24 protein-coding genes and 1 pseudogene are annotated in these 24,511 nt (G+C 60.6%); all 25 read left to right on the forward strand.

The features are described 5' to 3' along the window. Positions 1 to 955, forward strand: a 955-nt coding sequence (locus tag BN871_RS28175; RefSeq protein ID WP_374725873.1) for a PD-(D/E)XK nuclease family protein, incomplete at its 5' end; no start/stop codon positions are given. Next, positions 906 to 3,536, forward strand: coding sequence for a PD-(D/E)XK nuclease family protein (locus tag BN871_RS03630; protein WP_053086930.1), 2,631 nt, complete (start codon positions 906 to 908; stop codon positions 3,534 to 3,536). The genes BN871_RS28175 and BN871_RS03630, both read left to right, overlap by 50 nt. Before the next feature lie 2 nt (positions 3,537 to 3,538). Beyond that, positions 3,539 to 4,336 carry a UvrD-helicase domain-containing protein gene (locus BN871_RS28795; protein WP_232312790.1) on the forward strand — a complete coding sequence of 266 codons (798 nt, stop codon included), beginning with the start codon at positions 3,539 to 3,541 and terminating at the stop codon, positions 4,334 to 4,336. Further along, positions 4,240 to 7,677, forward strand: a complete 3,438-nt coding sequence (addA, locus tag BN871_RS03635) for a helicase-exonuclease AddAB subunit AddA (protein ID WP_232312794.1) — start codon at positions 4,240 to 4,242, stop codon at positions 7,675 to 7,677. Before BN871_RS28795 ends, addA begins: the two co-directional genes overlap by 97 nt. Before the next feature lie 5 nt (positions 7,678 to 7,682). Next, a complete protein-coding gene (locus BN871_RS03640; protein WP_048744597.1) occupies positions 7,683 to 8,273 on the forward strand; it encodes a hypothetical protein in 591 nt (196 codons plus the stop codon). A 211-nt stretch (positions 8,274 to 8,484) separates the two neighbouring features. Continuing rightward, positions 8,485 to 8,979 carry a hypothetical protein gene (locus tag BN871_RS28800; protein WP_021881735.1) on the forward strand — a complete coding sequence of 165 codons (495 nt, stop codon included), beginning with the start codon at positions 8,485 to 8,487 and terminating at the stop codon, positions 8,977 to 8,979. Between the two features lie 231 nt (positions 8,980 to 9,210). Next, a pseudogene (locus BN871_RS03650) lies at positions 9,211 to 9,566 on the forward strand (histidine triad nucleotide-binding protein). Between the two features lie 85 nt (positions 9,567 to 9,651). Then, complete coding sequence (rpsU, locus tag BN871_RS03655) at positions 9,652 to 9,825, forward strand: 30S ribosomal protein S21 (RefSeq protein ID WP_005547957.1); 174 nt, start codon at positions 9,652 to 9,654, stop codon at positions 9,823 to 9,825. A 15-nt stretch (positions 9,826 to 9,840) separates the two neighbouring features. Next, complete coding sequence (locus BN871_RS03660; RefSeq protein ID WP_021881737.1) at positions 9,841 to 10,284, forward strand: GatB/YqeY domain-containing protein; 444 nt, start codon at positions 9,841 to 9,843, stop codon at positions 10,282 to 10,284. A 300-nt stretch (positions 10,285 to 10,584) separates the two neighbouring features. Beyond that, a complete protein-coding gene (locus tag BN871_RS03665) occupies positions 10,585 to 11,325 on the forward strand; it encodes an NfeD family protein (protein ID WP_157060191.1) in 741 nt (246 codons plus the stop codon). Between the two features lie 13 nt (positions 11,326 to 11,338). Continuing rightward, positions 11,339 to 12,334: a flotillin-like protein FloA gene (floA, locus tag BN871_RS03670; RefSeq protein WP_048744630.1), complete on the forward strand. Its 996-nt coding sequence runs from the start codon at positions 11,339 to 11,341 to the stop codon at positions 12,332 to 12,334. A gap of 42 nt (positions 12,335 to 12,376) precedes the next feature. Beyond that, positions 12,377 to 13,003, forward strand: a complete 627-nt coding sequence (locus tag BN871_RS03675; protein ID WP_048744632.1) for a hypothetical protein — start codon at positions 12,377 to 12,379, stop codon at positions 13,001 to 13,003. Positions 13,004 to 13,347: 344 nt separating this feature from the next. Beyond that, positions 13,348 to 13,641, forward strand: a complete 294-nt coding sequence (yqfC, locus tag BN871_RS03680) for a sporulation protein YqfC (protein WP_048744633.1) — start codon at positions 13,348 to 13,350, stop codon at positions 13,639 to 13,641. Then, positions 13,638 to 14,831: a sporulation protein YqfD gene (gene yqfD / locus BN871_RS03685; protein WP_048744634.1), complete on the forward strand. Its 1,194-nt coding sequence runs from the start codon at positions 13,638 to 13,640 to the stop codon at positions 14,829 to 14,831. The genes yqfC and yqfD overlap by 4 nt, the downstream gene beginning before the upstream one ends. 7 nt (positions 14,832 to 14,838) lie before the next feature. After that, positions 14,839 to 15,810: a PhoH family protein gene (locus BN871_RS03690; RefSeq protein WP_021877527.1), complete on the forward strand. Its 972-nt coding sequence runs from the start codon at positions 14,839 to 14,841 to the stop codon at positions 15,808 to 15,810. A gap of 17 nt (positions 15,811 to 15,827) precedes the next feature. After that, complete coding sequence (locus tag BN871_RS03695; protein ID WP_053086932.1) at positions 15,828 to 17,855, forward strand: ribonuclease E/G; 2,028 nt, start codon at positions 15,828 to 15,830, stop codon at positions 17,853 to 17,855. A 158-nt stretch (positions 17,856 to 18,013) separates the two neighbouring features. After that, the gene (gene rplU / locus BN871_RS03700; RefSeq protein ID WP_021881561.1) at positions 18,014 to 18,325 is read left to right on the forward strand and encodes a 50S ribosomal protein L21; all 312 of its coding nucleotides are present in this window, start codon (positions 18,014 to 18,016) and stop codon (positions 18,323 to 18,325) included. Between the two features lie 12 nt (positions 18,326 to 18,337). After that, positions 18,338 to 18,673 carry a ribosomal-processing cysteine protease Prp gene (locus BN871_RS03705; RefSeq protein ID WP_048744636.1) on the forward strand — a complete coding sequence of 112 codons (336 nt, stop codon included), beginning with the start codon at positions 18,338 to 18,340 and terminating at the stop codon, positions 18,671 to 18,673. 20 nt (positions 18,674 to 18,693) lie between these two features. Beyond that, positions 18,694 to 19,005: a 50S ribosomal protein L27 gene (gene rpmA, locus BN871_RS03710; protein ID WP_048744637.1), complete on the forward strand. Its 312-nt coding sequence runs from the start codon at positions 18,694 to 18,696 to the stop codon at positions 19,003 to 19,005. 122 nt (positions 19,006 to 19,127) lie between these two features. After that, positions 19,128 to 19,862: a Spo0B domain-containing protein gene (locus BN871_RS03715; protein ID WP_021881559.1), complete on the forward strand. Its 735-nt coding sequence runs from the start codon at positions 19,128 to 19,130 to the stop codon at positions 19,860 to 19,862. A 13-nt stretch (positions 19,863 to 19,875) separates the two neighbouring features. Then, the gene (gene obgE, locus BN871_RS03720; protein ID WP_048744640.1) at positions 19,876 to 21,201 is read left to right on the forward strand and encodes a GTPase ObgE; all 1,326 of its coding nucleotides are present in this window, start codon (positions 19,876 to 19,878) and stop codon (positions 21,199 to 21,201) included. 152 nt (positions 21,202 to 21,353) lie between these two features. After that, entirely contained in the window at positions 21,354 to 22,022 is a 669-nt protein-coding gene (locus BN871_RS03725) for a class I SAM-dependent methyltransferase (protein WP_232312792.1), read from the forward strand. Between the two features lie 234 nt (positions 22,023 to 22,256). Beyond that, positions 22,257 to 22,697 carry an ACT domain-containing protein gene (locus BN871_RS03730; protein ID WP_076354318.1) on the forward strand — a complete coding sequence of 147 codons (441 nt, stop codon included), beginning with the start codon at positions 22,257 to 22,259 and terminating at the stop codon, positions 22,695 to 22,697. Positions 22,698 to 22,774: 77 nt separating this feature from the next. Continuing rightward, positions 22,775 to 24,061 (forward strand): homoserine dehydrogenase, encoded by a 1,287-nt coding sequence (locus BN871_RS03735; RefSeq protein ID WP_048744652.1) that lies wholly within the window; start codon positions 22,775 to 22,777, stop codon positions 24,059 to 24,061. Then, positions 24,061 to 24,511 (forward strand): homoserine kinase (locus tag BN871_RS03740; RefSeq protein WP_048744642.1); only part of this gene is annotated, 451 nt, incomplete at its 3' end. The genes BN871_RS03735 and BN871_RS03740, both read left to right, overlap by 1 nt.

Consider the following 24,511-nt stretch of genomic DNA (forward strand, 5'->3'; position numbering starts at 1 on the left):
CGCGCCTCTTTGGTCCAACTTCGGGGAGGTGTGGAGCAAGCTGAACTTCTACCAGTTCTTCSTCAGGCTGGCGCTGCGCGTCATGCAGGAGACGGGCGGGGCGGCGATCATCCCGGTCGGCGAGAACGGCAAGAACATGCTTCTCCACAAAATTGTCCATCGGCTGTCCTCCGACCTGCTGCTGTTCCGGGGAGGCACGGACCAGCAAGGCTTCATCGGCAAGCTCGGCGAGCTGCTGACGGAGTGGAAGCGGTACGGAATCCGTCCCGCCGACATCGAGGCGAGGCTTGGAGACGGGCCGAAGAGCGGCCCTGCCTCGCTGCTCTCGCGCAAGCTGCATGATCTGTCCCTGATTTACGGCGCCTTGGACGGAGAGCTTGCCGGGCTGTATATGGACGACGAGGATCATCTGCTCCATCTCGCGGAAGGCTTCGGAGACTGCGGCTCCCTGCGCGGAGCGCGGATCTGGGTGGACGGCTTCAACGGCTTCACGCCGAACGAGCTGTCTGCCCTCGGATCCATGCTGCGGCATGCGGAGCAGGTGACGGTAACCCTTTGCCTGGACAGGCCTTATGACGACGGCGTCCGTCCGCATGAGCTCGATCTCTTTCATCCGGCGGCGGATACGTATATCCGGCTTCGCGCTTTGAGCGAGGAGCTGTCGGTTCCGATCGATCCGGCAGCCGCATTGCCTGCCGATGCGCCGCCGCGATATGAGCGGGCCGGCATGCTGGCCCATCTGGAGAAGAACTTCGGCTGGTGGAGCCCGATGCCGAATCTCGAATCGGCCGGGGCTGCCGATGCCGTCGTCCTGACGGCAGCCGCGAACCGCAGGGCGGAAGTCGAGGCGGCCGCGAGGCAGATGCTCCGGCTGACGGCGGGAGAAGGGCGCGCGCTGGCGGGAAATGGCGGTCGTCGTGCGGCAAAGCGCGGAATACAACGATGCCATCCATAACGTATTTACGGACTACGGCATTCCCTTCTTCATGGATCAGAGCAAGGACGTCCTCCATCATCCATTGTCCGAATTCATTCGCTCCGCTCTGGAGACGGTCCTGTACGGCTGGAAGCATGAAGCGGTTTTCCGCTGCGTCAAGACGGAGATGCTGTTTCCCGAGGACGGCAGGATGGACCGCGAGCGCTACGACCGGCTGGAAAACTACGTTCTTGCCGCCGGCATCGAGGGACGGCAGTGGAAAAGCCCCAAGGGCTGGAAGCCTCTCCTGCGCGGCGGAGTGGAGGACGAGCCGGCGGAGGCTGATGCCCGCAGGGTGGCGGAATTCGAGGATCTGCTGAAGGCGCGCAAGGAGCTTGTTTCGCCTCTGGCGAGGCTCGAGCGGGCGATTGCCAAGGCGGGGACGATACGGGGCATGTGCGAGGCTCTGTTCGATTTCCTGGACCGGTCTGGAGCCGCATCCAGGCTGGAGCGGCGCAGCGAGAGCGATCTGGCCGAAGGAAGGCCGGGCTCCGCCCGCATCCACCGGCAGCTGTGGGACGGCGTCATGAACTTGCTGGATCAGCTGGTGGAGATGGCGGGAGAAGAGGAGGTGCCGGCGGACTTGTTCGCCGGCATGGTCGAGACGGGACTGGAGAGCCTCAAGCTGTCCGCCGTGCCGCCTTCCCTGGATCAGGTCGTCGTGGGAACGATGGATCGGACGCGGACGGGAGATGTCCGGTTCAGCTTTGTGCTCGGCGCGAGCGACGGCGTCCTGCCGATGCGCATGCAGGAAGACGGCGTGCTGACCGAGAGGGAGCGGGAATCGCTCGGCGACCTGGGGCTTGAGATGGCTCCCGGCATGAGAAGGAAGCTGCTCGATGAACGTTATTTGATCTACAGGGCGTTCCTGTCTCCTTCGGAAGGGCTCTGGGTCAGCTGGCCGCTAGCCGACGAGGAAGGCAAGGGCCTCTATCCTTCCGAATATGTCCGGCATTTGAGAAAGCTGTATCCTTGGCTGGAATCCCGTCCTGCGGCGGCCTTTCCGGAGAAGGACGAGGGAGAGCGGGAGCTGCTCGAGTACATGGAGCTGCCGCAGCGCACGCTCTCCTACTTGATGCCGAGAATCCGTTCCTGGATGGAAGGGGGAGAGCTTTCCGGCTTGTGGCGGGATGCGTACAATTGGTTCGCTGTCCGGCCGCAGTGGCAATCCAGGCTGCAGGCGATGCTGGATTCCTTGAGCTACGCCAACCAGGAGGCGGCGCTGACCAGGCGGACTGCGGACCGGCTGTACGGAAGCCGGCTGACGGCGAGCGTCACCCGGATGGAGAGGTTCGTCTCCTGCCCGTTCCAGCATTTTGCGATTCACGGCCTCGGGCTCAAGGAGCGCAAGCTGTACAAGCTTCAGGCGCCCGATATGGGCCAGCTGTTCCATGCGGCGCTCAGCCGAGTCGCCACGGAGCTGGGCGAAGGCTGGGGCAGGGCGGGCAGCGAGGAGATCAAGGCGATATCCGGGCGGGTCGTCGAGGAGCTGTCGCCCCGCCTGCAATCGGAAATTCTGCTCAGCAGCGGGCGCTACCGGTATATCGCCGGCAAGCTGAAGGACATCGTCAGCCGCGCCGCCGTCGTGCTGGGAGAGCATGCGCGCAGGGCGGAGTTCCAGCCGGTCGGGCTGGAAGTGGACTTCGGGCCGGACGGCACGCTGCCGCCGCTGGATATCGAGCTGCCCGACGGAAGCAGCATCCGCATCATCGGAAGGATCGACCGCGTCGACGCGGCCAGATCGGACAAGGGCCTGCTGCTGCGGGTGCTGGACTACAAGTCCAGCGCGACCCAGCTCCGCCTCGAGGAAGTCTCGCACGGCCTTTCGCTGCAGATGCTCACCTACCTGGACGTCCTGCTCACGCATGCCGAGAAATGGCTGGGCTCCGCTGCGCAGCCGGCGGGCGTCCTGTATTTCCACGTTCATAATCCCGTGCTCAGCGTTCCGTCGGGGCTTGAGCCGGACGAAGCGGCGGCGATGCTGCTCAAGCGCTTCAAGATGCGCGGACTGCTGCTCGACGACGCGGACACGGTGCGCATGATGGACGGCGCGATGGAAGGACGTTCCGACCTGCTTCCGGCGGGCTTCAAGAAAGACGGGACCTTCCTCAGCGATTCGGCTCTGGCGTCGGGAAGACAGTGGGAGCTGCTGCGCTCTTCGGTGCGGCGCACGATCGCGACGATCGGACAGTCGGTCAAGGACGGAGAGATCGCCATCCGTCCTTATCGCCTCGGTTCCAAGACGCCCTGCCAGTTCTGCTCGTACCGGCCGGTATGCCAGTTCGACCCGCTCAACGAGGCCAACGAGTACCTGAAGCTCGGGACTCCGGGCAAGGAAGAGGTGTGGCGGTCGCTCGAGGAGCTGGCGGAAGCCCAGGCGGAGCCGGCTTGCGCCGCGGATATGAATTCCGAACCCCTGCATATGGATCCTGCACCCGGGGATATGCAATCCGCACCCCGGGATATGGGTCCCGCATCTCGGGACAGGGTATCCGGGGATATGAGCCCGTTGAAAGGAACGGCGGATCGGGATGAAAATGGAGATGGAAGGAGGAGTTGAAGATGGCGATGGAAGGCTGCATTCCCAAACCGGAAGGATCGACCTGGACCGACGATCAGTGGCGGGCCATTACGGCTCGCGGCGAGGATGTGCTCGTCGCGGCCGCGGCCGGCTCCGGCAAGACGGCCGTTCTCGTCGAGCGGATCATCCGCATCATATCGGAGGATACCGACGTGGACCGGCTGCTCGTCGCCACCTTCACCAAGGCGGCCGCGGCGGAGATGAAGGAGCGGATCCGTACGGCTCTGGAGGCCGCTCTGGAACGCGATCCGTCCTCGGAGCATCTGCGGCGTCAGCTGGCGCTGCTCGGCAGGGCATCCATCACGACTCTGCATTCCTTCTGCCTGGATGTGATCCGCCGTTACTATCCGCTGATCGGCCTTGATCCCGGATTCCGGGTCGCCAACGAGACGGAGGCCGAGCTGCTGCGGCTGGAAGTGCTGGACGAGCTGTTCGAGGAGCGTTATGCCGGAGATGCCGGCGGCGACGGGGATTTCCTCCGCCTGGCGGACCGCTACGGCGGCGAGAAGGGCGACGAGCCCTTGTACCGGCTTGTCCAGCAGCTCTACGACTTCTCGCGGTCGCAGCCTTGGCCGGATGATTGGCTCCGTGCGATGGCGGCCGCTTTTTCCGCCGGCGGACCGGAAGAGCTGGCAGGGGCAGCCCTTGGGTCGCGGCGCTGGAGGCGGATATCGCGCTCGCGCTGGGCGGCGCCAGGCTTGCGCTTCAGGAAGCGCTTCGGATGGCGCTCTTGCCGGAAGGGCCTTCCGTTTATGCCGACACGCTGCGGGAGGATCTGAGTCTGGTCGCCGGACTGACGGAAGCGGTCGCAACCCGTCCTTGGGACGAGTGGCGGGACGCCTGGCAGCTGGCGGGGGGCTTCGGCAGGCTCAAGTCCGTTCGAGGCGGCGACGCCGACAAAAGCCTTCAGGAGCGGGTCAAGGATCTTCGGGACGAAGCGCGCTCGCTCGTGGATGAGCTCGGCAAGGAGCTGTTCAGCCGCTCGGCCAAGCAGTATGCGGCCGAGCTGGAGCAGCTGGCGCCGCTCATGCGCGCCCTGGCGGAGCTCGTCATCGAGTTCGACGGGCGCTATCAGCTGGCCAAGCGGAAGAAGGGGCTTCTCGACTTCGGGGATCTTGAGCATTACTGCCTGCAGATTCTGCGGGCGGACGACTCCAGGCCGGGCAGCAATCTGCCTTCCGCCGCAGCGCTCGATTACCGCAAGCAATTCCGCGAGGTGCTGCTGGACGAATACCAGGATACGAACCGGGTCCAGGAATCCATCGTCGAGCTGCTGACCGGAGTCGCCGGAGAAGGAGAAGGCGGCACCCGCTTCATGGTCGGGGACGTCAAGCAGAGCATTTACCGGTTCCGCCTGGCCGAGCCGGATCTGTTCCTGGAGAAATACCGTCTGTTCCGGCCTGCCCGGCGAACGGAGGCACTCGGCGAGGCAGAGGCGGCAGGCACGGATGCGGGGGCTCCCGGGCGCCGGATCGATCTGGCCCGGAATTTCCGCAGCCGGCTGCAGGTCGTGGACGGAGTGAATGCGGTTTTCAAGGCATTGATGAGGGAATCCGTGGCGGAGATGGAATACGATGAAGCCGCCGAGCTGGTGCTGGGGGCAACGTATCCCGACCCGGATCCTCCGCGCGCCAACCGGATCGAATTCGCGCTGATCGACCGGGAAGGCACCGGCGGGCGCAGCGTCCGCGAAGCTCCGGCCGAGCAGGCGGAAGGATCGCCGGAAGCGGAGCAGCGGGAAGAAGCGGCCGACCTGCAGACCGCCCAGCTGGAAGCCCGCTATATCGCCGGACGCATCCGGCAGCTGCGGGAAGAAGGCTTCGCCGTTCATGACCGCAAGGGCAAGCGGGGACTTGCTTGGAGGGACATCGTCATTTTGCTGAGGGCGACGAAAGCCTGGGCTCCCATCTTGATGGAGGAGCTGCAGGCTGCCGGTATTCCCGCTTACGCCGAGCTTGGCAGCGGATACTTCGACGCCGTCGAGGTGGAGGTCATGCTTTCGGCGCTGCGGGTCGTGGACAATCCTTATCAGGATATTCCGCTCGCCGGGCTTCTCCGCTCGCCGATGTTCGGGCTGAACGCCGAGGAGCTTGCCGGAATCCGGATCGGGGGAGGCAAAGGCTACTTCTACGAAGCGGTTGTCAAGGCAGCCGACGACCTGCTTACGGAAGGAGGACTGCGCCGCAAGCTGTCGCTGTTCCTTGGCAAGCTGGACGAGTGGCGGGACGCTGCCCGCCAGGGCAGCCTGGCCGACCTCATCTGGCGCATCTACGGCGAGACCGGTTATTATGATTGGGCGGGCGGTCTTGCCGGGGGCATGCAGCGTCAAGCGAATTTGAGGTCGCTGCACGACCGGGCGCGCCAGTTCGAGGCGGGCACCGCGAGGGGACTGTTCCGCTTCCTCCGCTTCATGGACCGGATGCGGGAGAACGGCGGGGATCTCGGCACGGCCGGCGCTCTCGGAGAGGGCGAGGACGTCGTGCGGATCATGTCCATCCATAAAAGCAAGGGACTGGAGTTTCCGGTCGTCTTCGTCGCTGGACTGGGCAAGAAATTCAACCAGCAGGATATGAGCGCGCCGTTCCTCATGCATAAGGAGCTCGGCTTTGGTCCGAAGTTCATCGATCCGGACCTGAGGCTCTCCTACCCGACTCTACCGTGCCTGGCGATCCGCCGCCGGATGAGAATGGAGATGCAGGCGGAGGAGCTGCGGGTCCTGTACGTGGCGCTCACCCGCCCCAAGGAGAAGATGATTCTCGTCGGCACGACGGACGATGCCGCGAAGACAACCGAACGGTGGGCATCGGCGCTGGACGAATCCGGCCGGCTGTCGGATTATCGGATCGCCTCCGCGCGCCGTTTTCTGGACTGGCTCGGACCTCTGGCCGGAGCGGGCATGATGGATATCGCCGCCATGCCGCTTGCCGAGGCGGAGAGGACAGCGCCGGAGGAAACGGAGCGGGAGCTTCGAGACCGCCCGGACGGCGAATCCCCGCCAGCTTCTGAAGGAGCGGCGTGCGGATCGACCGCCCGCGAGCCGCATGCCGGCGGCTTGGAGCCGGCTGCGGAATCTGCGGCTGCAGACCAACCGGCCGCCAGCTCCGATGGAGCCGCCGAGGCCGCCGCTCCTGCCGGCAAGCCGCTTCAAGGCCGGAACGGCTTCGAGGAATGGGAAGCTGGTGTCGTGCCGTATTACACGCTAGGCTCCGAGGCGGCCGCAGCCGCCGACTCCGGCTCGGCCGGACCGGACCCGGACGAGCTGCAGGCGGTGCTCGGCATGATTCCGATCGCGGCCGGCGGCTGGGAGGCCGAAGTGGAGCGGCGGCTTTCATGGGAATACCCGTATGGAGAGGCATCGCGCATAGCGGCCAAAACCTCCGTGACGGAAATGAAGCGCATGAGGGGAGAAGCCTACCGGACGGAAGACTCCGCTGCTTACGAGGAAGGTCCTTTCGTCGACAAGAACGGACTTCCGGCTGTGCCGGAGGCTCTCGGCTCCCATGGCGTCAGCCGCAGCGCGCAGCCGCGGACAGAGGGCTCCTCCTTCCGACTCCGCAGGCCTCAGTTCATGGAACGCAAAAAACTGACGGCAGCCGAAAAGGGGACCGTCCTCCATACGGTCATGCAGCACTTGCCGCTGGCCGGCAGCATCAATCAAGCGGCGGTGGAGGATACCGTAGCCGAGCTTGTCCGGAAGCGGATCCTGACCGAGGAACAGGCTTCTGCCGCCGATACGGCTTCGGTCGTCGCTTTCTTCGAGGGAAGCCTCGGCCAGAGGCTGCTGCGCTCGTCCAAAGTCCGGCGCGAAGTGCCGTTCAGCAGCACGCTTCCCGCAGCGCGCGTATATCCCGGCACGAGCGCATCGGAGGCCGGCGAGCCCGTGCTGATCCAAGGCGTCGTCGACTGTCTGTTCGAGGAAGGGGAGAGGCTCATCCTCGTCGATTACAAAACCGACCGTCTGGTCGGGGGCGCATCGGAAGCGGCCGAGAAGCACCGTTTCCAGCTGGAGCTGTACGCCTCCGCAATCGAAGCGGCGCTCGGCAGGCCCGTCGATGAGCTTCACATCTATTTCCTGGACAGCCGCGAGGCCGTTCAGCTGACTCCTGACGAAAAGGAATGATTTTGTTGGAAGCATCATCGCCACCGGAAACGACCAAGCGCTCCTATGCGCTCGCCGTGACGCTCGTGCTGCTCACGGCCAGCCTCATCGGCAACGTGTTCTTATTCTCCCTGCATCTTCAAGACAAGCAGCAGGACCGCGTGGACAAAGGAAAGACGATCCTGCAAAGCATGGGCGGGACGAGCCAGGCTTTGTCGAATCTCGCGGCTCTGCTCCCTTCGATGGAAGAGAAAAGCGGAGCGGACAAAGACCGGGCCATCTATGATGCGGGCGCCTTTTTCCTGGGACAGTCCGGTTCGCTCCTGACTTTGATGGACAGAGGCGAGGAATACAGCGCGGACGCCTCCAAGTGGCCGGCGGATTACAAGCAGTCGGCCGCTGCGTTCGTGGAAAAGGCCGGCAAGGCTATCGTCTCCGGCACCAAGGAGGACAAAGCCCGTCTTGCGCAGACGGCCAAGGAGCTGGCCCGGCTGCTCGGGGGCGTCGACTTTTCGATCGACAGCAAGGAACGCGCTCTGACGATTCAAGCCGAGAAAGGCTGGCCCGACATCTGCCTGCAAATGCTGAACGTCATGGAAGCATACTTGAAAAGCTGATCGCCATGCTCGGCTTCTTCGCGGAAAGGCGGCCCTCAGGCTGCTTTTCTTTTTTTTGCCTCTCGCGCCAGGCGGACTGCATGTCGACGGCCGCAGCTGCCGCACTTTTTTTTCCGGCGCTTCTCTTCATTTATCTAATTTATCGGGACAAACAACCATCCGCCCATGGGCTGCATAGGATAAGGCAGAACCTATGAGGAGTTGGTCTTCTTTGGAACCTGTCAATCCTGTTGCGACGACGCTGCCCGCCGCGCATCATAAAACTTCCACGGCACCGGTCGCCAAGCCTTCCACGGCGCCGGCCGCAAAGCCGTCTACGATGCCCGTCATGCCGGAGCCGTCGATTCCAGCGCCGATGCCGGCGGCTCCGCCGGTCATGAATACGACGATCAACGTGCTGGTCATGGAAAAGCCGGAGATGAAGCATTTCTGCGACAACCACAAATACCGGTACGTTCTTGCCCACACGAAAGACGGCTGGTGCTGCGACGGCTTCATCGAGCATTATGACGACGAGTATGTCTGCCTTGCCATCCCATGCGACATGGGCGAAGTCCATCCGCGCGCATTCGGACCGGGCTTCGGGCCGGGCTTCGGACCTTATCCGCCGCTGTATCCATATCCATACTACCCGCGCCGCCGCTTCGCGCGCGCCGTATTCCCGCTGGCTGCCCTTGCCGGCATTACGCTGCTGCCCTTCCTGTAGTCTCCGGCATTCCGTTCGCAACGGCCGCGAAGCCGCCCCAAGCCGGCTTCGCGCTTCTTCTCCGGCATGGAAGGACGAGCCTTGGGAGGCCCGATGGGGCCGGCATGGATTGCGGAGGAGAAAGGCCGCATGCCGTTCCCGAAAAAGCTTCTCAACTTCATTAGACGGCAAGCCTCTTTTGCGCTACAATAGGGGGATCAAGGTCTGGAGACGAAGGAGCTGTCGGGAGCTGTGAGCGATTGTATATTTTGCAAGATCGTTGAAGGAACCATTCCCTCCACCAAAGTCTATGAAAGCGCCAATGTTCTTGCTTTCCGCGATATCATGCCTGCGGCGCCCGTACATATTCTGGTCATCCCCAAACGCCATATACCGACGATGAACGACGTGCTCCCCGAGGACGGAGGCTCATCGCCGAATTGGTCCAGACGGCCGCGTCGCTTGCAAAGGAAGAGGGCATCGACGAGTCGGGCTACCGTCTGATCAACAACTGCAACGCCGACGGAGGGCAGACGGCTTACCATCTGCATTTCCATCTGCTTGGCGGCCGCAAATTAGGCGCTTTGGTGGAAGGACACTCGAGTTGACACCGGCTTTCTCTTTGAATTATAATGAAGATTGATAAGCCGTGTTCATGCTCTGGACCGTCTGTTTCGGAGGGAGGGATAACAAGTGTCTGAAACGAAAGTTCGCAAAAATGAGACCATCGATGCTGCACTCCGCCGCTTCAAGCGTTCCATTGCTAAGGACGGTGTCCTTGCAGAGGTCAAGAAGCGCAAGCATTACGAGAAGCCGAGCGTTAAGCGCAAGAAAAAATCCGAGGCTGCGCGTAAGAGAAAGTTTTAGGAGGATCCTTCCGATATGAACCTGAGCGAACGATTGAACGACGATATGAAGCAAGCCATGAAGAATCAGGACAAGTTCAGACTCACTACGATTCGAATGGTGCGCGCCGCAGTGAAGAACCTGGAGATCGACCTCAAGCGTCCGCTTGAAGACGAAGAGGTTCTTGACATTGTGAGTCGTGAGATCAAACAGCGTAAAGATTCCCTCCAAGAATTTCAAAAAGCGGGCCGCGAAGATCTTGCAAAAGATGTCGCAGCAGAAATTGATATTATTAGTGTTTACCTTCCCACGCAGCTGACCGAAGAAGAAATCAAAGCAATAGTAGAGCAGACCATCCAGGAAACCGGTGCTTCTTCCAAGGCCGAGATGGGTAAAGTCATGAGCGCCCTTATGCCTAAGGTCAAGGGACGCGCTGACGGTAAGCTAGTAAACCAAACGGTACTGCAATTTCTGCCCTAACTCGGACCACTCAGACACTCCCCTCCGGGGAGTGTTTTTTGGTTTCAACGGGGAAATGCTTGTCATGCGGGACTCATACACGCCATACAGCTACTTATAGCGGTATTTGCGCCGAATTTAAGCGAAACCAACCGCATTCGGCCAACGTATGTAAAAGGTATACGAATAAAAGGTTACCAATTGAAACAAGGGGGTGTTTCAGTGGGAATAGGAAAAAAAGCAGGGCAGGCGATCGAATCAAGATTTCGATACGAAAAGGCAAAGGAGTCCGGCCATTCTCATTTCTCCGGGTTCAAGAAAATGATGGCTCTAACTGCGGCAGGGCTGCTCTTGCTGCCGTCCCAAGGGTTTGCGTCGGAATCCGGCATGCTCCTTGGTGCCCAGGCGGAGCCGGCAGGCAGCTGGCTGTCGAGTCCAGCGGTGGCGGCGATCCTGCTCTTCATCGGATTTGCCGGGACGATGCTGGCGCTGCTGCTGTCGGGCTTCGCTGCTCCGGGCCTGATCGGCATCGCGGCATTCGGACTCTTTTTCCTTGGTGCCCATCAGGCGGGATACAGCGACGGTTATGACGTCTTCTTCTTTATTCTAGGCGTTTTGCTGCTGGCGCTCGAGCTGTTCGTGCCGAGCTTCGGCATTTTGGGCATACTGGGAGCATTGGCTTTGTTCCGAGCGGTTCTGATGAGCTTCGAGGACAGCTTCACCGCGGTCGTCTGCATGCTTACCGCGCTTGCCCTCGCGGTCATTGTTGTAACCGCTGTAGCGCGGCGTTTCAGGGACCGGGGCATATGGAACCGGTTTGTTCTGCGGGACAGACTTACATCCGAGGAAGGGTTTCTGCCCGCCGCCTCCAAGGAGCAGCTGCTGGGACAGCGCGGCATTACCATTACTCCGCTTCGTCCTGCAGGAATCGTAGAGATTGGCGGGGAAAGAATCGACGTCGTGACTTCCGGCGAGTTCATCGCCCAGCACGCCTCGGTTCGGGTATCGCGCGTCGAAGGCACCCGCGTCATCGTCAAGGAATCAACGAATAACGACCAATAAAGGAGTCGATGGAATGGACTATAGTTCCGTAGGGTATGTAATTGCCGCAATTTTGGTTATCGTCGTCATCGCATTGTTTCTGAGTTTCTTTCCCGTCATGCTGTGGATCTCGGCGCTCGCTTCGGGCGTGCGGATCTCGATCCTCACGCTGTTCGCGATGCGCTTGCGCCGCGTAACGCCAAGCCGGATCGTCAATCCGATGATCAAGGCGACGAAGGCCGGTCTCGGCCTGTCGATCAATCAGCTCGAGAGCCATTACTTGGCCGGGGGCAACGTCGACCGTGTCGTCAATGCCCTCATTGCCGCGCAGCGCGCCAATATCGAGCTCGAATTCGCCCGCGCCGCCGCCATCGATCTGGCCGGCCGCGATGTGCTGCTCGCCGTGCAGATGAGCGTCAACCCGAAAGTCATTGAAACGCCTACCGTCGCTGCTGTCGCCAAGGACGGCATCGAAGTGAAAGTCAAAGCCCGCGTAACGGTGCGCGCCAACATCGAGCGCCTCGTCGGCGGCGCCGGCGAAGAGACGATCATCGCCCGTGTCGGCGAGGGCATCGTTACGACCGTAGGCTCCTCGAATTCCCATAAGGACGTTCTGGAGAATCCGGATCTAATTTCCCGCACCGTGCTCGGCAAAGGCCTTGACGCCGGAACGGCTTTCGAAATTCTGTCGATCGATATCGCGGACGTCGACGTAGGCAAGAACATCGGGGCGAACCTGCAGACCGAGCAAGCGGAAGCCGACAAGCGCATCGCCCAGGCGAAGGCGGAGGAACGACGCGCGATGGCGGTTGCCCAGGAGCAGGAAATGAGGGCGAAGGTCGTCGAGATGAGAGCCCGCGTCGTGGAATCCGAATCGCAGGTTCCGCTCGCCATGGCCGATGCCCTCAAGTCAGGCAAAATCGGCGTGATGGATTACATGAACCTCAAAAATATCGAAGCGGATACCCAAATGAGAGGCAGCATCGCAAAACCGGAAGGCGGAGCGGACGACGGCAAGCAGGACCGCTGATCCCATGCCTGCTTTTCTTCCAGAGGAGGTGGGTACCTGCCCGTGGACAACAATCCAATCGAAGCTTTGATCCGCTTTATCGTAGAGCACATTTATCTCGTCTTTATTGTCGGCGGCGTCATCTGGTCGATTTTCAGCAAAATGGCGAAGCCAGGCGCCGGGCCTGGTCCCGGACCGCAGCGGCGGCCGTCGGGAATGCCTGATTTCGGAGGGGGCGGCATGCCGCAGCGCACATCGGGTCCCCTGCAGCGCACCGAGGTCCCGGCACAGCGTCCGGAACCCCCCGTTCCGGGGCCGGCCCGTCCGCCTTCAGTTTCCGCTCGTCCATCGTCCGCCGGCCCGCTCGGACGTGCCGCAGATCGCCGTACGGGCTCCATGGAGCCTTCCGAGGAAGGCCTGAGCGGCGGCGAAGGGAGATCGTCCGAATGGGCGGAGCCCTGGACAGATGCTCCCGCTTTTCCCGAAGCATTGCCTTCCGTACGCAGAGGCGAGCTCGACGACCGGAGCATGGACGGCTCCAGGCGTCAGCCGCTGCGCCAGCAGCAGGCTTCGCCTCACGAAGCTGAGGCCGCGCGCGCTTCCGGCCTGACAGGGGAAGAGATAAGACAGGCGGTGCTGTGGGCCGAAATCATCGGACCGCCGCGCTCCCGCAAGCCTTACCGCCGCTAAGCCGTTCAGCTTGATGTCCTGCCTAAGGCCGCAGCATGGAGAACATCCATGCTGCGGCCTTTTTGCCATGGACAAGGGATGAACGTCATCGCACCGTTGCGGAGCAAAGCTCGCGAGATGCGCCGCCCCGGCCTTCGAACTGATCCGGCAACATGTCTCCAAGCCGCTCTCGTCCGTTCATAATCGGGCCGCTCCCTGCATACTTTTTAAGAAGAAAAGACAGCGGATGGATGCAGGCATTCTGTTCTACTCTTCGCAAAGCAGCGGCCTTCCGCCCTTATTGCCGGCGGCGAAGCCGATGTCCTTGCAGAGAAAAGCTGTACGGAGGGAGAATGGACACCTCAATGGGCAAGCTGAGCCGAAGAATGCGCAAATGGACGGCCGATATCCTCGATCTGCCCCAGGATGTGGCCTATGATCTTCCCCGGATGATCATGATCGGGGACCGTCAGCTTTATATTGAAAACCACCGCGGCGTGATTCATTTCTCGTCGGAGCAGCTTAGGCTCAAGCTCAGCAAGGGAGAGCTCGAAGTCAACGGGATGGACCTCATCATCCGTACGATCTGGACGGAAGAGGTGTTCATCGAGGGCAGAATCACTTCCGTAAACCTGAAGGACGGGGAGGGAAAACGATGAATGAGGGATGGTTGCCGCGGCTGCGGGGAATCGTCACGGTGCGGCTGCGCGGTGGCGCCCAGGAAGAGCTCGTCAACGACTGCTTGAAGGACGGGCTGGCGCTGTGGTCGATCCGGCGGACAAGCCCGGAGGAAATGGAGTTTGCCGTGCAGGTGCCGGACTTCTTCCGGCTGAAGCCGTATTTGAAGCGGACGGGCTGCCGGATTCATGTGACGCGGCGGCGGGGGCTGCCGTTCTGGCTTCGCAAAGCGGCGAAGCGCAAGTTTTTTGCGGCCGGCATCGTCCTCTTTTTCGCGACGATGTTCCTGCTCTCTTCTCTGGTATGGACGATCGAGGTGCGGGGGACGGAGCGGATCAAGCAAGAGGATCTGCTTGCCGCGGCGAAGGCGGAAGGGGTGTATCCGTTCCAATGGTCCTGGAAGCTTCCCGAGCCCAGCCTGCTGGCGGCCAAGCTGTCGGCGCGCTTGCCGGATGCGGCATGGATCGGCGTGGAGAAAAAAGGGACAAGAATCATTTTCCAGGTGGTGGAGTCCAAGCGTCCCGATGCCGCCAAGCTGAACAGCCCGCGCCATATCATCGCATCCTCGGATGCGGTCGTGACCCGCATCATCGCCGATAAGGGAAGGCCGGTCGTCCGAGTCAATACCAAGGTGAAGAAGGGCCAGACCTTGATTTCCGGTACGATCGGAGAACCGCCCAATACGGCTACCGTCGTTGCCGATGGAGAGGTGCGCGGCCTCGTCTGGCATGAATATGCGATCGTTTCTCCGCTAAGCATCCAGACCCATGTCTATACCGGGGAGAGCAAGACAAAATGGTCGGTTGTCCTGTTCGGCAGGGCGCTGCAGGTGAGCGGGTTCGGAGCCAACCCCTTTGCCCAGTCGCAGACGCAGGAGAAGCAGGAGAATCTGGGCTGGCGGGGACTGAGGCTGCCGGCAGGACGGCTCAAGGAGACGGTCATGGAAACCCGGGTGGAAGAGAAGACGCTTACCCGGGAGGAGGCCGTGCAGGCGGGCATAGAGAGAGCAAAAGCGGATCTGATGTCGAAGGCGGGGGCGGATGCTGTCGTGAAGGAGCAAAAAATTTTGCATGAGAAGACGGACAATGGTAAAGTTTATATGAAAGTTCTGTTGGAAGTGGACCAATCGATCGTGAAGGAAATGCCACTAGTTCAGATGCAAGGAGAATGAGGAACGCTTGCCAACTGAGACGAAAACCGCCAAGATCGTGTTAGACAACGCTGCGGAAGGGCTTGCTTTGTTCGGTCCCCGCGATCACTATTTGAGAATGATTGAAGCTCTGACGTCCTCGCAGATCCGGTCCCGCGATGCCGAAGTCGTCATCAGCGGGCCGGCCGAAGAGGTCGATTCCCTGGAGCAGCTCTATTCCGTCCTGCTTCAGCTCTTCCGAGGGGGCTACACCCCGAGCGAGAGAGATATCATGTACGCTTTCGAATTGTCCCGCACGCTTGAAGCCGACCAGCTGCTTGACTTGTTCAAGACGGAGCTGACGACGACTTTCCGCGGCAAGCCGATTCGGGTCAAGACTTTGGGCCAGCGCCATTACGTCAAGATGATCAAGGCCAGGGACGTCGTGTTCGGCATCGGACCGGCCGGCACGGGCAAAACCTACCTGGCTGTCGTCATGGCTGTCGCTGCGCTGAAGGAAGGCGCGGTCAAAAGAATTCTGCTTACCCGTCCTGCCGTCGAGGCGGGCGAGAATCTCGGCTTCCTTCCCGGCGACCTGCAGGAGAAGGTGGACCCGTACTTGCGCCCGCTCTACGACGCGCTGCATGACGTCATGGGGCCGGAGGCGACCGCCAAGGCGTTCGAGCGGGGAATCATCGAGATCGCGCCGCTCGCGTACATGCGCGGACGGACTTTGGACGACTCCTACATCATTCTGGACGAGGCCCAGAATACGACTCCCGAGCAGATGAAAATGTTTCTGACGAGGCTTGGCTTCGGATCCAAGATGATCGTAACGGGCGACGTCACCCAGATCGACCTTCCGAGAGGCAAGAAATCCGGTCTCAAGGAAGCGCAGCGCATCCTTACGGACATTCCGGAGATCGGCTTCATCCAATTCGTGGAGCAGGATGTCGTCCGGCATTCCCTTGTGCAGAAAATCATCATGGCCTACAATGAGGATGCTGAAATCCAAGCATAGAGAGGACTGTTGGCGGCATGGACCGGAAAAGGGAAGACAGCCGGAATCCGGCTGAGCAGCCTTCATGGATCTATAAATGGAAGCAGAGCCCAGTAATTCGAACGGGGCTCTGCATTTTGTTCGTGCTGCTGTTCTACTTCAACTTGTCCCCGCATCTTGTTCCGGAGACGTACAACATCACCCTGGATCAAGCGAGCGACCGCGACATCGTCGCTTCCAAAACCGTGGAGGACAAGATCGCCACGAAGCGGGCGCAGGAGCAGGCCGCCGAGTCGGTGGAGCCGATCTCCAGCTCTCTGCCGCTCAAGCCGGATTCCATTCTCAACCGGGTGTTCAACCGGATCGAGCTGCTGAATCAGGATGAGGGCGTCACCGAAAGCAACAAGATCGACATCTACCGGAGCGAAATTCCGAGCTACTACAGCGAATACTTGGACGAGTTCAGCCGCCTGAACCAAGGCAAGCCGGGAATCAGCGATACGCTGCTGGAGGAGATGGCCAAAGCCGCCAAGGCGCAAGCCTACGCCGTCCCTGCCGAAGTGTTCTACAAGCTTCCGAGCCTGACCTCGGCCCAGATCGCGGAGATGAGGCAGGTCGGAGTGACCGTCGTCCGCAAGCTGTCGGCCGATCCGATCCGGGAAGCCGAGACGGCGCGCGCCAAGGTGGCCGAGCTCGTGAACGCCAGCTCGCTCACGCAGCGCACGACCCGCGAGATCGTGCAGGAGCTCGCCCGCATGTCGCTCATGCCGAACAAGTTCCCGGACAACGCGGCGACCGAGGAAGCCAGGAATCTCGCGAGAGAGAACACGACCCCCGTCATGATCAAGGAAGGCGGCATCATCGTCAAGAAAGGCGAGGTCGTCGGCAAGGAGAAATACGACATGCTGGCGGGAGCGGGCATGCTCGGCGGGCAGCGCACCTACTGGCCGCAGCTTGGGCTTTTGCTGGCGAGCGTCCTGTTCGTGCTCATGATCATGGTCTACTTGCAGCAGTCCGGAAGCATCAGCGGCGTGAAGCCCCGCTACAACAACATGCATCTATTCATGCTGTGGCTGATCAATCTGCTCAATCTGGCCTTGATGCAGGCAGCGGGGCTTACGCAGTCGGCTTCAATGCCTTACGCGGCCTACATCGCTCCGGCAGCCGTCGGCACGATGCTCATCACGCTGCTGCTCGACAAGCAGCTGGCGATCGTCAGCTCATTCCTGTTCGCCATCATGGGCAGCGTCATCTTCAACGCCGACCAGAACACGCTGTTCGACTTCCGGTACGGCTTCGTCATCAGCGTCGTCTCGTTCAGCGCGATCTTCAGCGTTCACCGCGCGAGCCAGCGCTCGACGATTCTGAAGGCGGGCATCATGGCGAGCCTGTTCGGGACGGTGTCGGTACTGGCGATCCTCCTGCTGGGCGATCTGCCGGAGCGCAAGGACATCCTGTACTCGCTCGGCTTTGCCTTCGGCAGCGGACTCGTCACCGCCGTGCTCGTCATCGGGCTGATGCCGTTCTTCGAGCTTACGTTCGGCATCCTGTCCGCGCTGAAGCTCGTGGAGCAGCATGGAATCGCCGAGCAGCTGAGCGCGGCCTTCCAGACGCGGATCTGGCTGCCGAGCGGCGGCTACCTCGTCTGGGAGCAGACCGAGGCGCTTACGGTCATCGATGTCAACACGGGCAAGTTCACCGGAACAAGCGGCTTGGAGGATACGGTGTTCCGCACGAACATGGAGGCGGCCCGCGAGATCGCCCGCCTGCTCCGGCTGCGCGACGTGGGCGGCATCATCATCGTGGATTTCATCGATATGGAAGACGGCATCCATCGGGAGAAGGTGCGCCATCAGCTCGAGGACGCCTCGCGGGACGACCGGAGCAAATGCCAGGTTCACGGCTGGACCCGGCTCGGCCTGCTCGAGATTACCCGCAAGAAAACGCGCAAGAGCATCGGGCCCAAGTTCCATGAGATCTGCGGCAGCTGCGGCGGGAGCGGGCAACGGTACGTCGGGCTCTCTCCGCGCGCCAAGGGCGGTCAGGATGGACGAGCTTCGACATAGCTATTGTATGAGCGCCTAGGATATGGTACACTACTTTGGTGTATGTCCCCCGAGGACATATATGGTACCGCACCGGACGGGTTTCAAGCCGGGATCTCGCTCGTCGATTTCCCCACCTTTTCCAGGCGAGTCTTCGACTATAAGGAGGTGCACCATCCATGTTCGCAATTATCGAAACAGGCGGCAAGCAGTACAAAGTTCAGCAAGGCGACGTTCTCTACATCGAGAAGCTGAACGCCGGCGAAGGCGATACGGTAACGTTTGATCGCGTCCTGGCCGTATCCAAGGACGGAGGTCTCGTGACGGGTTCCCCGATCGTTTCCGGAGCTACGGTTTCCGGCAAGGTCGAGAAAATCGGCAGAGGCAAGAAGATCATCGTGTACAAGTACAAAGCCAAGAAGAACTACCGCCGCAAGCAAGGCCACCGTCAGCCGTACACGAAAGTCACGATCGAAAGCATCCAAGCGTAAGCTGGTGCTCTCATGATCGAGGTTACGTTCATCCGGCGGTCCGGTGACCGGCATATTACCGCCTTCTCCGTCAAGGGGCACGCGAAATATGCCAAAGCGGGCAAAGATATCGTATGCGCAGGTGTATCCGCCGTTACGGTGGGCACCGTGAATTCTATTGAGGCGTTGGCAGGCGTCGCCCTGCCGGCCGTCATGAAGAATGGATGGCTCCAATCGGAAATTCCAGCTCTGCAGGACGAAACGGCCGACGGCCGGGTCCAGCTGCTTCTGGAATCCATGGTGGTGATGCTGAGCGGAATCGCCGATTCCTACAGCAAATTCGTCACCTTGAACGAAGAGCTAGTTTAACGAGAAGGGAGGACACCGACATGTTGAAACTGAATCTTCAGTTGTTCGCTTCCAAAAAGGGCGTAGGCTCCACGAAGAACGGACGCGACAGCCAATCGAAGCGCCTCGGCGCCAAGCGTGCTGACGGCCAAGTCGTAAGCGCGGGCAGCATCCTGTTCCGTCAACGCGGAACGAAGATCCACCCGGGCAACAACGTGGGCATCGGCAAGGATGACACGCTGTACGCTCTGATCGACGGCGTCGTCAAGTTCGAGCGTTGGGGACGCGACCGCAAGAAAGCCAGCGTTTATCCCGTTGATCTGGCTCCGGTAGCTGCAGCAGTAGAAGCTTAAGTTCACGAGAGACGCGACCCGGCCTGATTTGAACAGGCCGGGTTTTTTTGTCAACAAATTGCCGGCTGGCATACGGAGTTGGCTGGCCAGGGCATCCTTAAGGCAGAAAGTGGGATAAACGTATGAATCGCATCGGATCGGCTAAGCTGTATGCAGCGGGGTCTGTCCTGCTGCCTGCAGCAGGCGTGATCATTCGGCCTTCCTTGCTATGGACGCATATTTTGTTCATTCTGTGGGCCGTTGCCGCAGCTGCCTTCTGGATTGTCCAGGAGCGCAAGGAGCATGAGGAACGCGCCAGGCGCGCCTCCGCGCTCCAGCAGCAAGCCTCCATCCGTACGCTGAATCATCACCGGCATGACTGGATGAACGATTTGCAGGTGCTGTACGGCTATATCCGCATCGGCAAGCTGGATAGGGCTGCTGCCAGCGTGGAACGGATCCGGGACAAGATGGCGGTGGAGAGCAAGATCGCTCACCTGGGCATTCCTTCTCTCGTCGCCTATCTGCAATCTTTCCGCACGCTCAGCCACAATCTGGTGCTTGAAGTGGACGTCGAGGACAACCTCACGCTGGAGGATTTCCAGCTTGACCGAGACCGGACCGCGGATGCCCTGATCGAAGTCATTAACGCTTATCGCTTCGGCGTCAAGCCGGGAATCGGCGATCCTGCCGTCCTGGTGCTGAAGCTGTCCCGCGCAGCCGATGAGCTGATGGTGGAGCTGGAGTTCGCCGGCGAGCTGCGCGACGGCGATGAGCTGGTAGATAAATTGGAGCAGCGTCTGCGCGGAACCCCGCTGCAGGCCGTCAGCCTGAAGCAGTTCCGCCATGTGCTGCTTAAGGCTCCGCTCTGCGCATAATTGGAGGCTAATCATGTTTGTCGATAAAGCAAAAATATTTGTCAAAGGCGGAGACGGCGGAGACGGCATCGTATCGTTCCGGAGGGAGAAATACGTGCCCGAGGGCGGTCCAGCAGGCGGGGACGGCGGCCGTGGAGGCAATGTCATCTTCCGTGTGGACGAGGGCTTGCGCACGCTGATGGACTTCCGCTATCAGAAGCACTTCAAGGGCGAACGCGGCGAGCGGGGCCGTCCGAAGAGCATGCATGGAGCCGGAGCCGAGGATACGATCGTGCGCATCCCCCCGGGAACGATCATCATTGATGACGATACCGGCGAAATTGTCGGGGATATGACCCGCCACGGACAACAGGTCATCGTCGGCAAAGGCGGACGGGGCGGACGGGGCAACCCGCGCTTCGCGACGATCAGCAACCCCGCTCCCGAAATCGCGGAGAAGGGCGAGGAGGGCCAGGAGCGCTGGCTCGTGCTGGAGCTCAAGGTCATGGCCGATGTCGGGCTCGTCGGTTTCCCGAGCGTGGGCAAATCGACGCTGCTGTCGATCGTATCCGCCGCCAGACCGAAGATCGGCGCCTACCATTTTACGACGATCACGCCCAATCTTGGCGTTGTCGATGTCGAAGAGGGCCGCAGCTTCGTCATGGCCGACTTGCCGGGCTTGATTGAAGGCGCACATGAAGGCATCGGCCTTGGCCATGAATTCCTGCGCCATGTCGAGCGCACCCGAGTCATCATCCATGTCGTCGACATGTCGGGCACCGAAGGACGCGATCCGTTCGAGGACTGGCTGAAGATCAACGAAGAGCTCGTGCTCTACAACGCCAAGCTCGCCGAGCGTCCGCAGATCATCGCAGCCAACAAGATGGACATGCCCGAATCCGCCGCGAATCTGGAGCTGTTCCGCCAGAAGCTGGCGGAACGCGAAGAGGAAGGCCAGACCTACGACATCGTTCCCATCTCCTCGCTGACCAAGGAAGGCATTCAGGAGCTGCTCTACAAGGCAGCCGCAAAGCTGGATGAAATTCCGGAAGCGCCTGAACTCGAGGAGGTAAAGGAAGTCGAGGAGCGGAAAATTTACCGTCATGCCGAGAAGAAGGAAGAGCCGTTCCGCGTGTACCGCGAGAACGACTACTATGTCGTGGAGAGCGAATCGTTCGAGCGTCAGCTCAAGCGGATTCACCTCAACTCGTATGACGCCGTGAACCGCTTCGGCCGCATGCTGCGCAAGATGGGCGTCGATTCCGCTCTGCGGAAAATCGGAGCCAAGGATGGAGATACGGTGCATCTCGGCGAATTCGTGTTCGAATTTTTCGAGGGAAGCGAATACTCCCCGGAATAAGAGGCAAGCAGGGGGAATCGGGCCGGGAGAAATCCGGGCCTTTTCCTTTGTCTTTTTATAGATAACTCCTATAAAGTGATGGTTATTTTATATTTCAAAATAATAATGAATTCCCTTATGATGAGACTAAGAAAAGAAACGGGGTGGCAGCGATGGGAGATCGGGTTCAGCAGCAATTCGATGCGGTTTCGTCTCGATATGACGCACAGCGGAGAATGCTGATTCCTTGCTTCGACGACTTTTACGGAATGGCGGCCTGGGCCGCCGACAGCGCCGCAGCGGAGCCGAGGATATTGGATTTAGGGGCGGGAACGGGGCTGATGTCCTCCTTTATGAGGCAGCGTTATCCGAGAGCGCATATTACGCTGACGGATTTCACGGCAAGCATGCTGGACAAGGCGAGAGAACGATTTGCGGGCGACAGCCGAGTCGATTTCGTGCAAGCGGATATGACGGGCGAGCTTCCCGAAGGGCCTTACGACCTGATCGTTTCCTCGCTGGCCATCCATCATCTGCGGCATGAGGATAAGCGGTTGTTGTTCGGCAGCGTGATGGCGCGGCTTGAAGACGGAGGCCGCTTCGTCAATGCCGATCAAGCCGCGGCGGAGTCCCCGTTGTTCGACCGGCTGTACCGGGAGCAGTGGCTGAGGGATATTTACGACGGCCGCTTGGCCGCGGAGGAGGCGGACGCTCCGTGCTTCGAAGGGAAGTCGACATCAACGCGAAAGTGTCCGAGCAGCTTCGCTGGATGGAGGAAGCGGGCTTCTCCAGCGTCGATTGCGTCTATAAATATCGGGATTTTGCCGTGTTCTGCGCCGTGAAATAAAGGGCCGCAAAACGATGTTCCGCTTAGAAACAGGTGAATAGATAGAGAGAGCAACACAGCTGCCGGATGATTGTCGATCGGGCAGCTTTTCTGATGGCAGTTTATGCGTTATAATGTACATAAATTCGTTAAAACGAACATTGGGCATGAAATCAACGGTTGCCGAAAGGATCGGTTTTCCGTATAATGTCCTCTATGGGAGTACATCTGTCTACGCTGGGAGGACGAAATGTTGACAGAGCGATATTATGTCGTCCGCGAGGATTTGCTGCCCGAAGCCATCATCAAGACGATCGCGGTCAAGGAGATGCTGGCGCGCGGCGAAGCGGCCACCATCCATGAGGCGGTGGAGAAGGCGGATCTGTCGCGCAGCGCGTTTTATAAGTATCGGGAAGGCGTGTTGACGCTGGGGGAGCTGGAGCGGGGGTCGATCATTACGGTGTCCATCGATTTGGAGCATCGGGCCGGCATTTTGTCCCAAGTGCTCAGCATGTTCGCGGCCCGAGGCGGCAACGTGCTGACGATCCATCAGAGCATCCCGCTGCAAGGCTCCGCCAATGTGGTGCTGTCGGTAGATACGGCTCCGATGAAGGATGAAGTGTTCGCATTCGTGGACGAACTTCGCTTGGTGCCAGGCGTCAAGCGGGCTTCGGTCATCGGCCAGGGATAGAAAAGCGCTGCGTCCGGTGCTGTGAATGCCGGATCGGCCTAAGCATGTCGACTAGGAACAGGAACGGGGGAATGGCGATGAAGCCGGTTAAGGTAGGGTTGCTCGGACTAGGAACGGTGGGCACGGGAGTCGTGCGGATCGTGGAGGGCCATCAGGCGGATTTGCGCAGCCAGGTCGGATCTCCGATCGAGATTGAGAAGGTGCTCGTGCAGAACGTGGAGAAGACGAGGACGATCGGCATCGATGCGGCGAAGCTGACGACCGATCCGTGGGAGATCATCCGCAATCCGGAGATCGATGTCATCGTAGAAGTCATGGGCGGCATCGAGAACACGAAGGAGTATATTCTCGAAGCTCTCTCGCGCGGCAAGCATATCGTCACGGCCAACAAGGATCTGATGGCGCTGCATGGCCGCGAGATTCTGGCCAAGGCCAGCGAGCAGCGCTGCGACGTTCTGTACGAAGCCAGCGTGGCTGGCGGCATTCCGATCATCCGCACGCTCAACGAAGGCTTTTCCTCGGACCGCATTACCAAAATCATGGGCATCGTCAACGGCACGACCAACTACATCCTGACGAAAATGAGCCAGGAGGGGGCGTCCTACGCCGACGTGCTGAAGGAGGCCCAGGATCTCGGCTATGCCGAATCCGACCCGACCTCCGATGTGGAAGGGCTGGATGCCGCCCGCAAAATGACGATCCTCTCCCGGCTCGGCTTCCGCTCGGAAGTTAATCTGGAAGACGTGTCGGTCAAGGGCATCTCCTCCGTCTCCAAGGAAGACATCGCCTACGCGAAGCGGCTCGGCTACGAGGTCAAGCTGCTCGGCATCGCCGAGCGCCGGGACGAGTCGATCAGCGTCAGCGTGCAGCCGACGATGGTGAAGACGACCCATCCGATCGCCTCGGTCAACGGGGTGTTCAACGCCGTGTACGTCCACGGCGAAGCTGTCGGGGAAACGATGTTCTACGGCGCGGGCGCCGGAGAGCTGCCGACGGCGACCTCGGTCGTCGCGGATCTCGTGTCCGTGGTGAAAAACCTGAAGATCGGCGTCAACGGCCAGCAGGGCGTCATTTCCTACAACGAGAAGCGGCTCAAGACCGACGAGCAGATCTCGTCCAAGAACTTCCTCCGGCTCCATGTCGCGGACAAAGCCGGCGTTCTCGCCCGGATTACGCAGGTGTTCGCCGAATACGAAGTCAGCCTCGAATCCGTTATCCAGCAGCCGAATGCGGATCTGAAGGAAGCGGAGATCATCGTGATTACCCATAATGCCAGCAAGGCCGCGATGAATAAAGTGCTGGACGCCTTCCAGACGCTGGATGTCATCCAGAACGTGCAGAGCGTCTACCGGGTGGAAGGCTGATGGGCATGCGAAGCGTGCTGGTGCGAGTCCCGGCCAGCACGGCGAATCTGGGACCCGGCTTCGACTGTCTGGGCATGGCGCTGTCGCTCTATACATGGATCGAGATGAAGCCGGCGGACAAGGCTACGGTCATCCGGCTGCATGGGGAAGGGCTTGAAGGCATCCCGCTGGACAAAAGCAATTTGATCTACAAGACAGCCCAGCTCGTCTTTCAGGAAACGGGAACCGATCTGCCGGAGCTGGAAATCGACATGTACAGCGATATCCCGCTCACCCGCGGCCTCGGCAGCAGCGCGAGCGCCATCGTCGGCGCCCTGACGGCCGCAAGCGAGCTGACAGGCGGCGGCCTCGACCGCGATGCCCTGCTCCAGATCGCCAGCCGCCTGGAAGGGCATCCGGACAACGTCGGAGCCTCGCTGTTCGGCGGCATCGTCGCGGCGGCCTGGGACG

Origin of the sequence: Paenibacillus sp. P22 (assembly GCF_000469945.2) — a bacterium.
Lineage (GTDB): Bacteria > Bacillota > Bacilli > Paenibacillales > Paenibacillaceae > Paenibacillus_O > Paenibacillus_O humicus.

Excerpts from the sequence above, each read along its gene's own strand:
- BN871_RS03630 (WP_053086930.1), top strand. The coding sequence starts at position 906 with ATGGCGGTCGTCGTGCGGCAAAGCGCGGAATACAACGATGCCATCCAT.
- BN871_RS28795 (WP_232312790.1), top strand. The coding sequence starts at position 3,539 with ATGGCGATGGAAGGCTGCATTCCCAAACCGGAAGGATCGACCTGGACC.
- BN871_RS03660 (WP_021881737.1), top strand. The coding sequence starts at position 9,841 with ATGAACCTGAGCGAACGATTGAACGACGATATGAAGCAAGCCATGAAG.
- BN871_RS03665 (WP_157060191.1), top strand. The coding sequence starts at position 10,585 with ATGATGGCTCTAACTGCGGCAGGGCTGCTCTTGCTGCCGTCCCAAGGG.
- floA (WP_048744630.1), top strand. The coding sequence starts at position 11,339 with ATGGACTATAGTTCCGTAGGGTATGTAATTGCCGCAATTTTGGTTATC.
- yqfC (WP_048744633.1), top strand. The coding sequence starts at position 13,348 with ATGGGCAAGCTGAGCCGAAGAATGCGCAAATGGACGGCCGATATCCTC.
- yqfD (WP_048744634.1), top strand. The coding sequence starts at position 13,638 with ATGAATGAGGGATGGTTGCCGCGGCTGCGGGGAATCGTCACGGTGCGG.
- BN871_RS03695 (WP_053086932.1), top strand. The coding sequence starts at position 15,828 with ATGGACCGGAAAAGGGAAGACAGCCGGAATCCGGCTGAGCAGCCTTCA.
- rplU (WP_021881561.1), top strand. The coding sequence starts at position 18,014 with ATGTTCGCAATTATCGAAACAGGCGGCAAGCAGTACAAAGTTCAGCAA.
- BN871_RS03705 (WP_048744636.1), top strand. The coding sequence starts at position 18,338 with ATGATCGAGGTTACGTTCATCCGGCGGTCCGGTGACCGGCATATTACC.
- rpmA (WP_048744637.1), top strand. The coding sequence starts at position 18,694 with ATGTTGAAACTGAATCTTCAGTTGTTCGCTTCCAAAAAGGGCGTAGGC.
- BN871_RS03715 (WP_021881559.1), top strand. The coding sequence starts at position 19,128 with ATGAATCGCATCGGATCGGCTAAGCTGTATGCAGCGGGGTCTGTCCTG.
- obgE (WP_048744640.1), top strand. The coding sequence starts at position 19,876 with ATGTTTGTCGATAAAGCAAAAATATTTGTCAAAGGCGGAGACGGCGGA.
- BN871_RS03725 (WP_232312792.1), top strand. The coding sequence starts at position 21,354 with ATGGGAGATCGGGTTCAGCAGCAATTCGATGCGGTTTCGTCTCGATAT.
- BN871_RS03730 (WP_076354318.1), top strand. The coding sequence starts at position 22,257 with ATGTTGACAGAGCGATATTATGTCGTCCGCGAGGATTTGCTGCCCGAA.
- BN871_RS03735 (WP_048744652.1), top strand. The coding sequence starts at position 22,775 with ATGAAGCCGGTTAAGGTAGGGTTGCTCGGACTAGGAACGGTGGGCACG.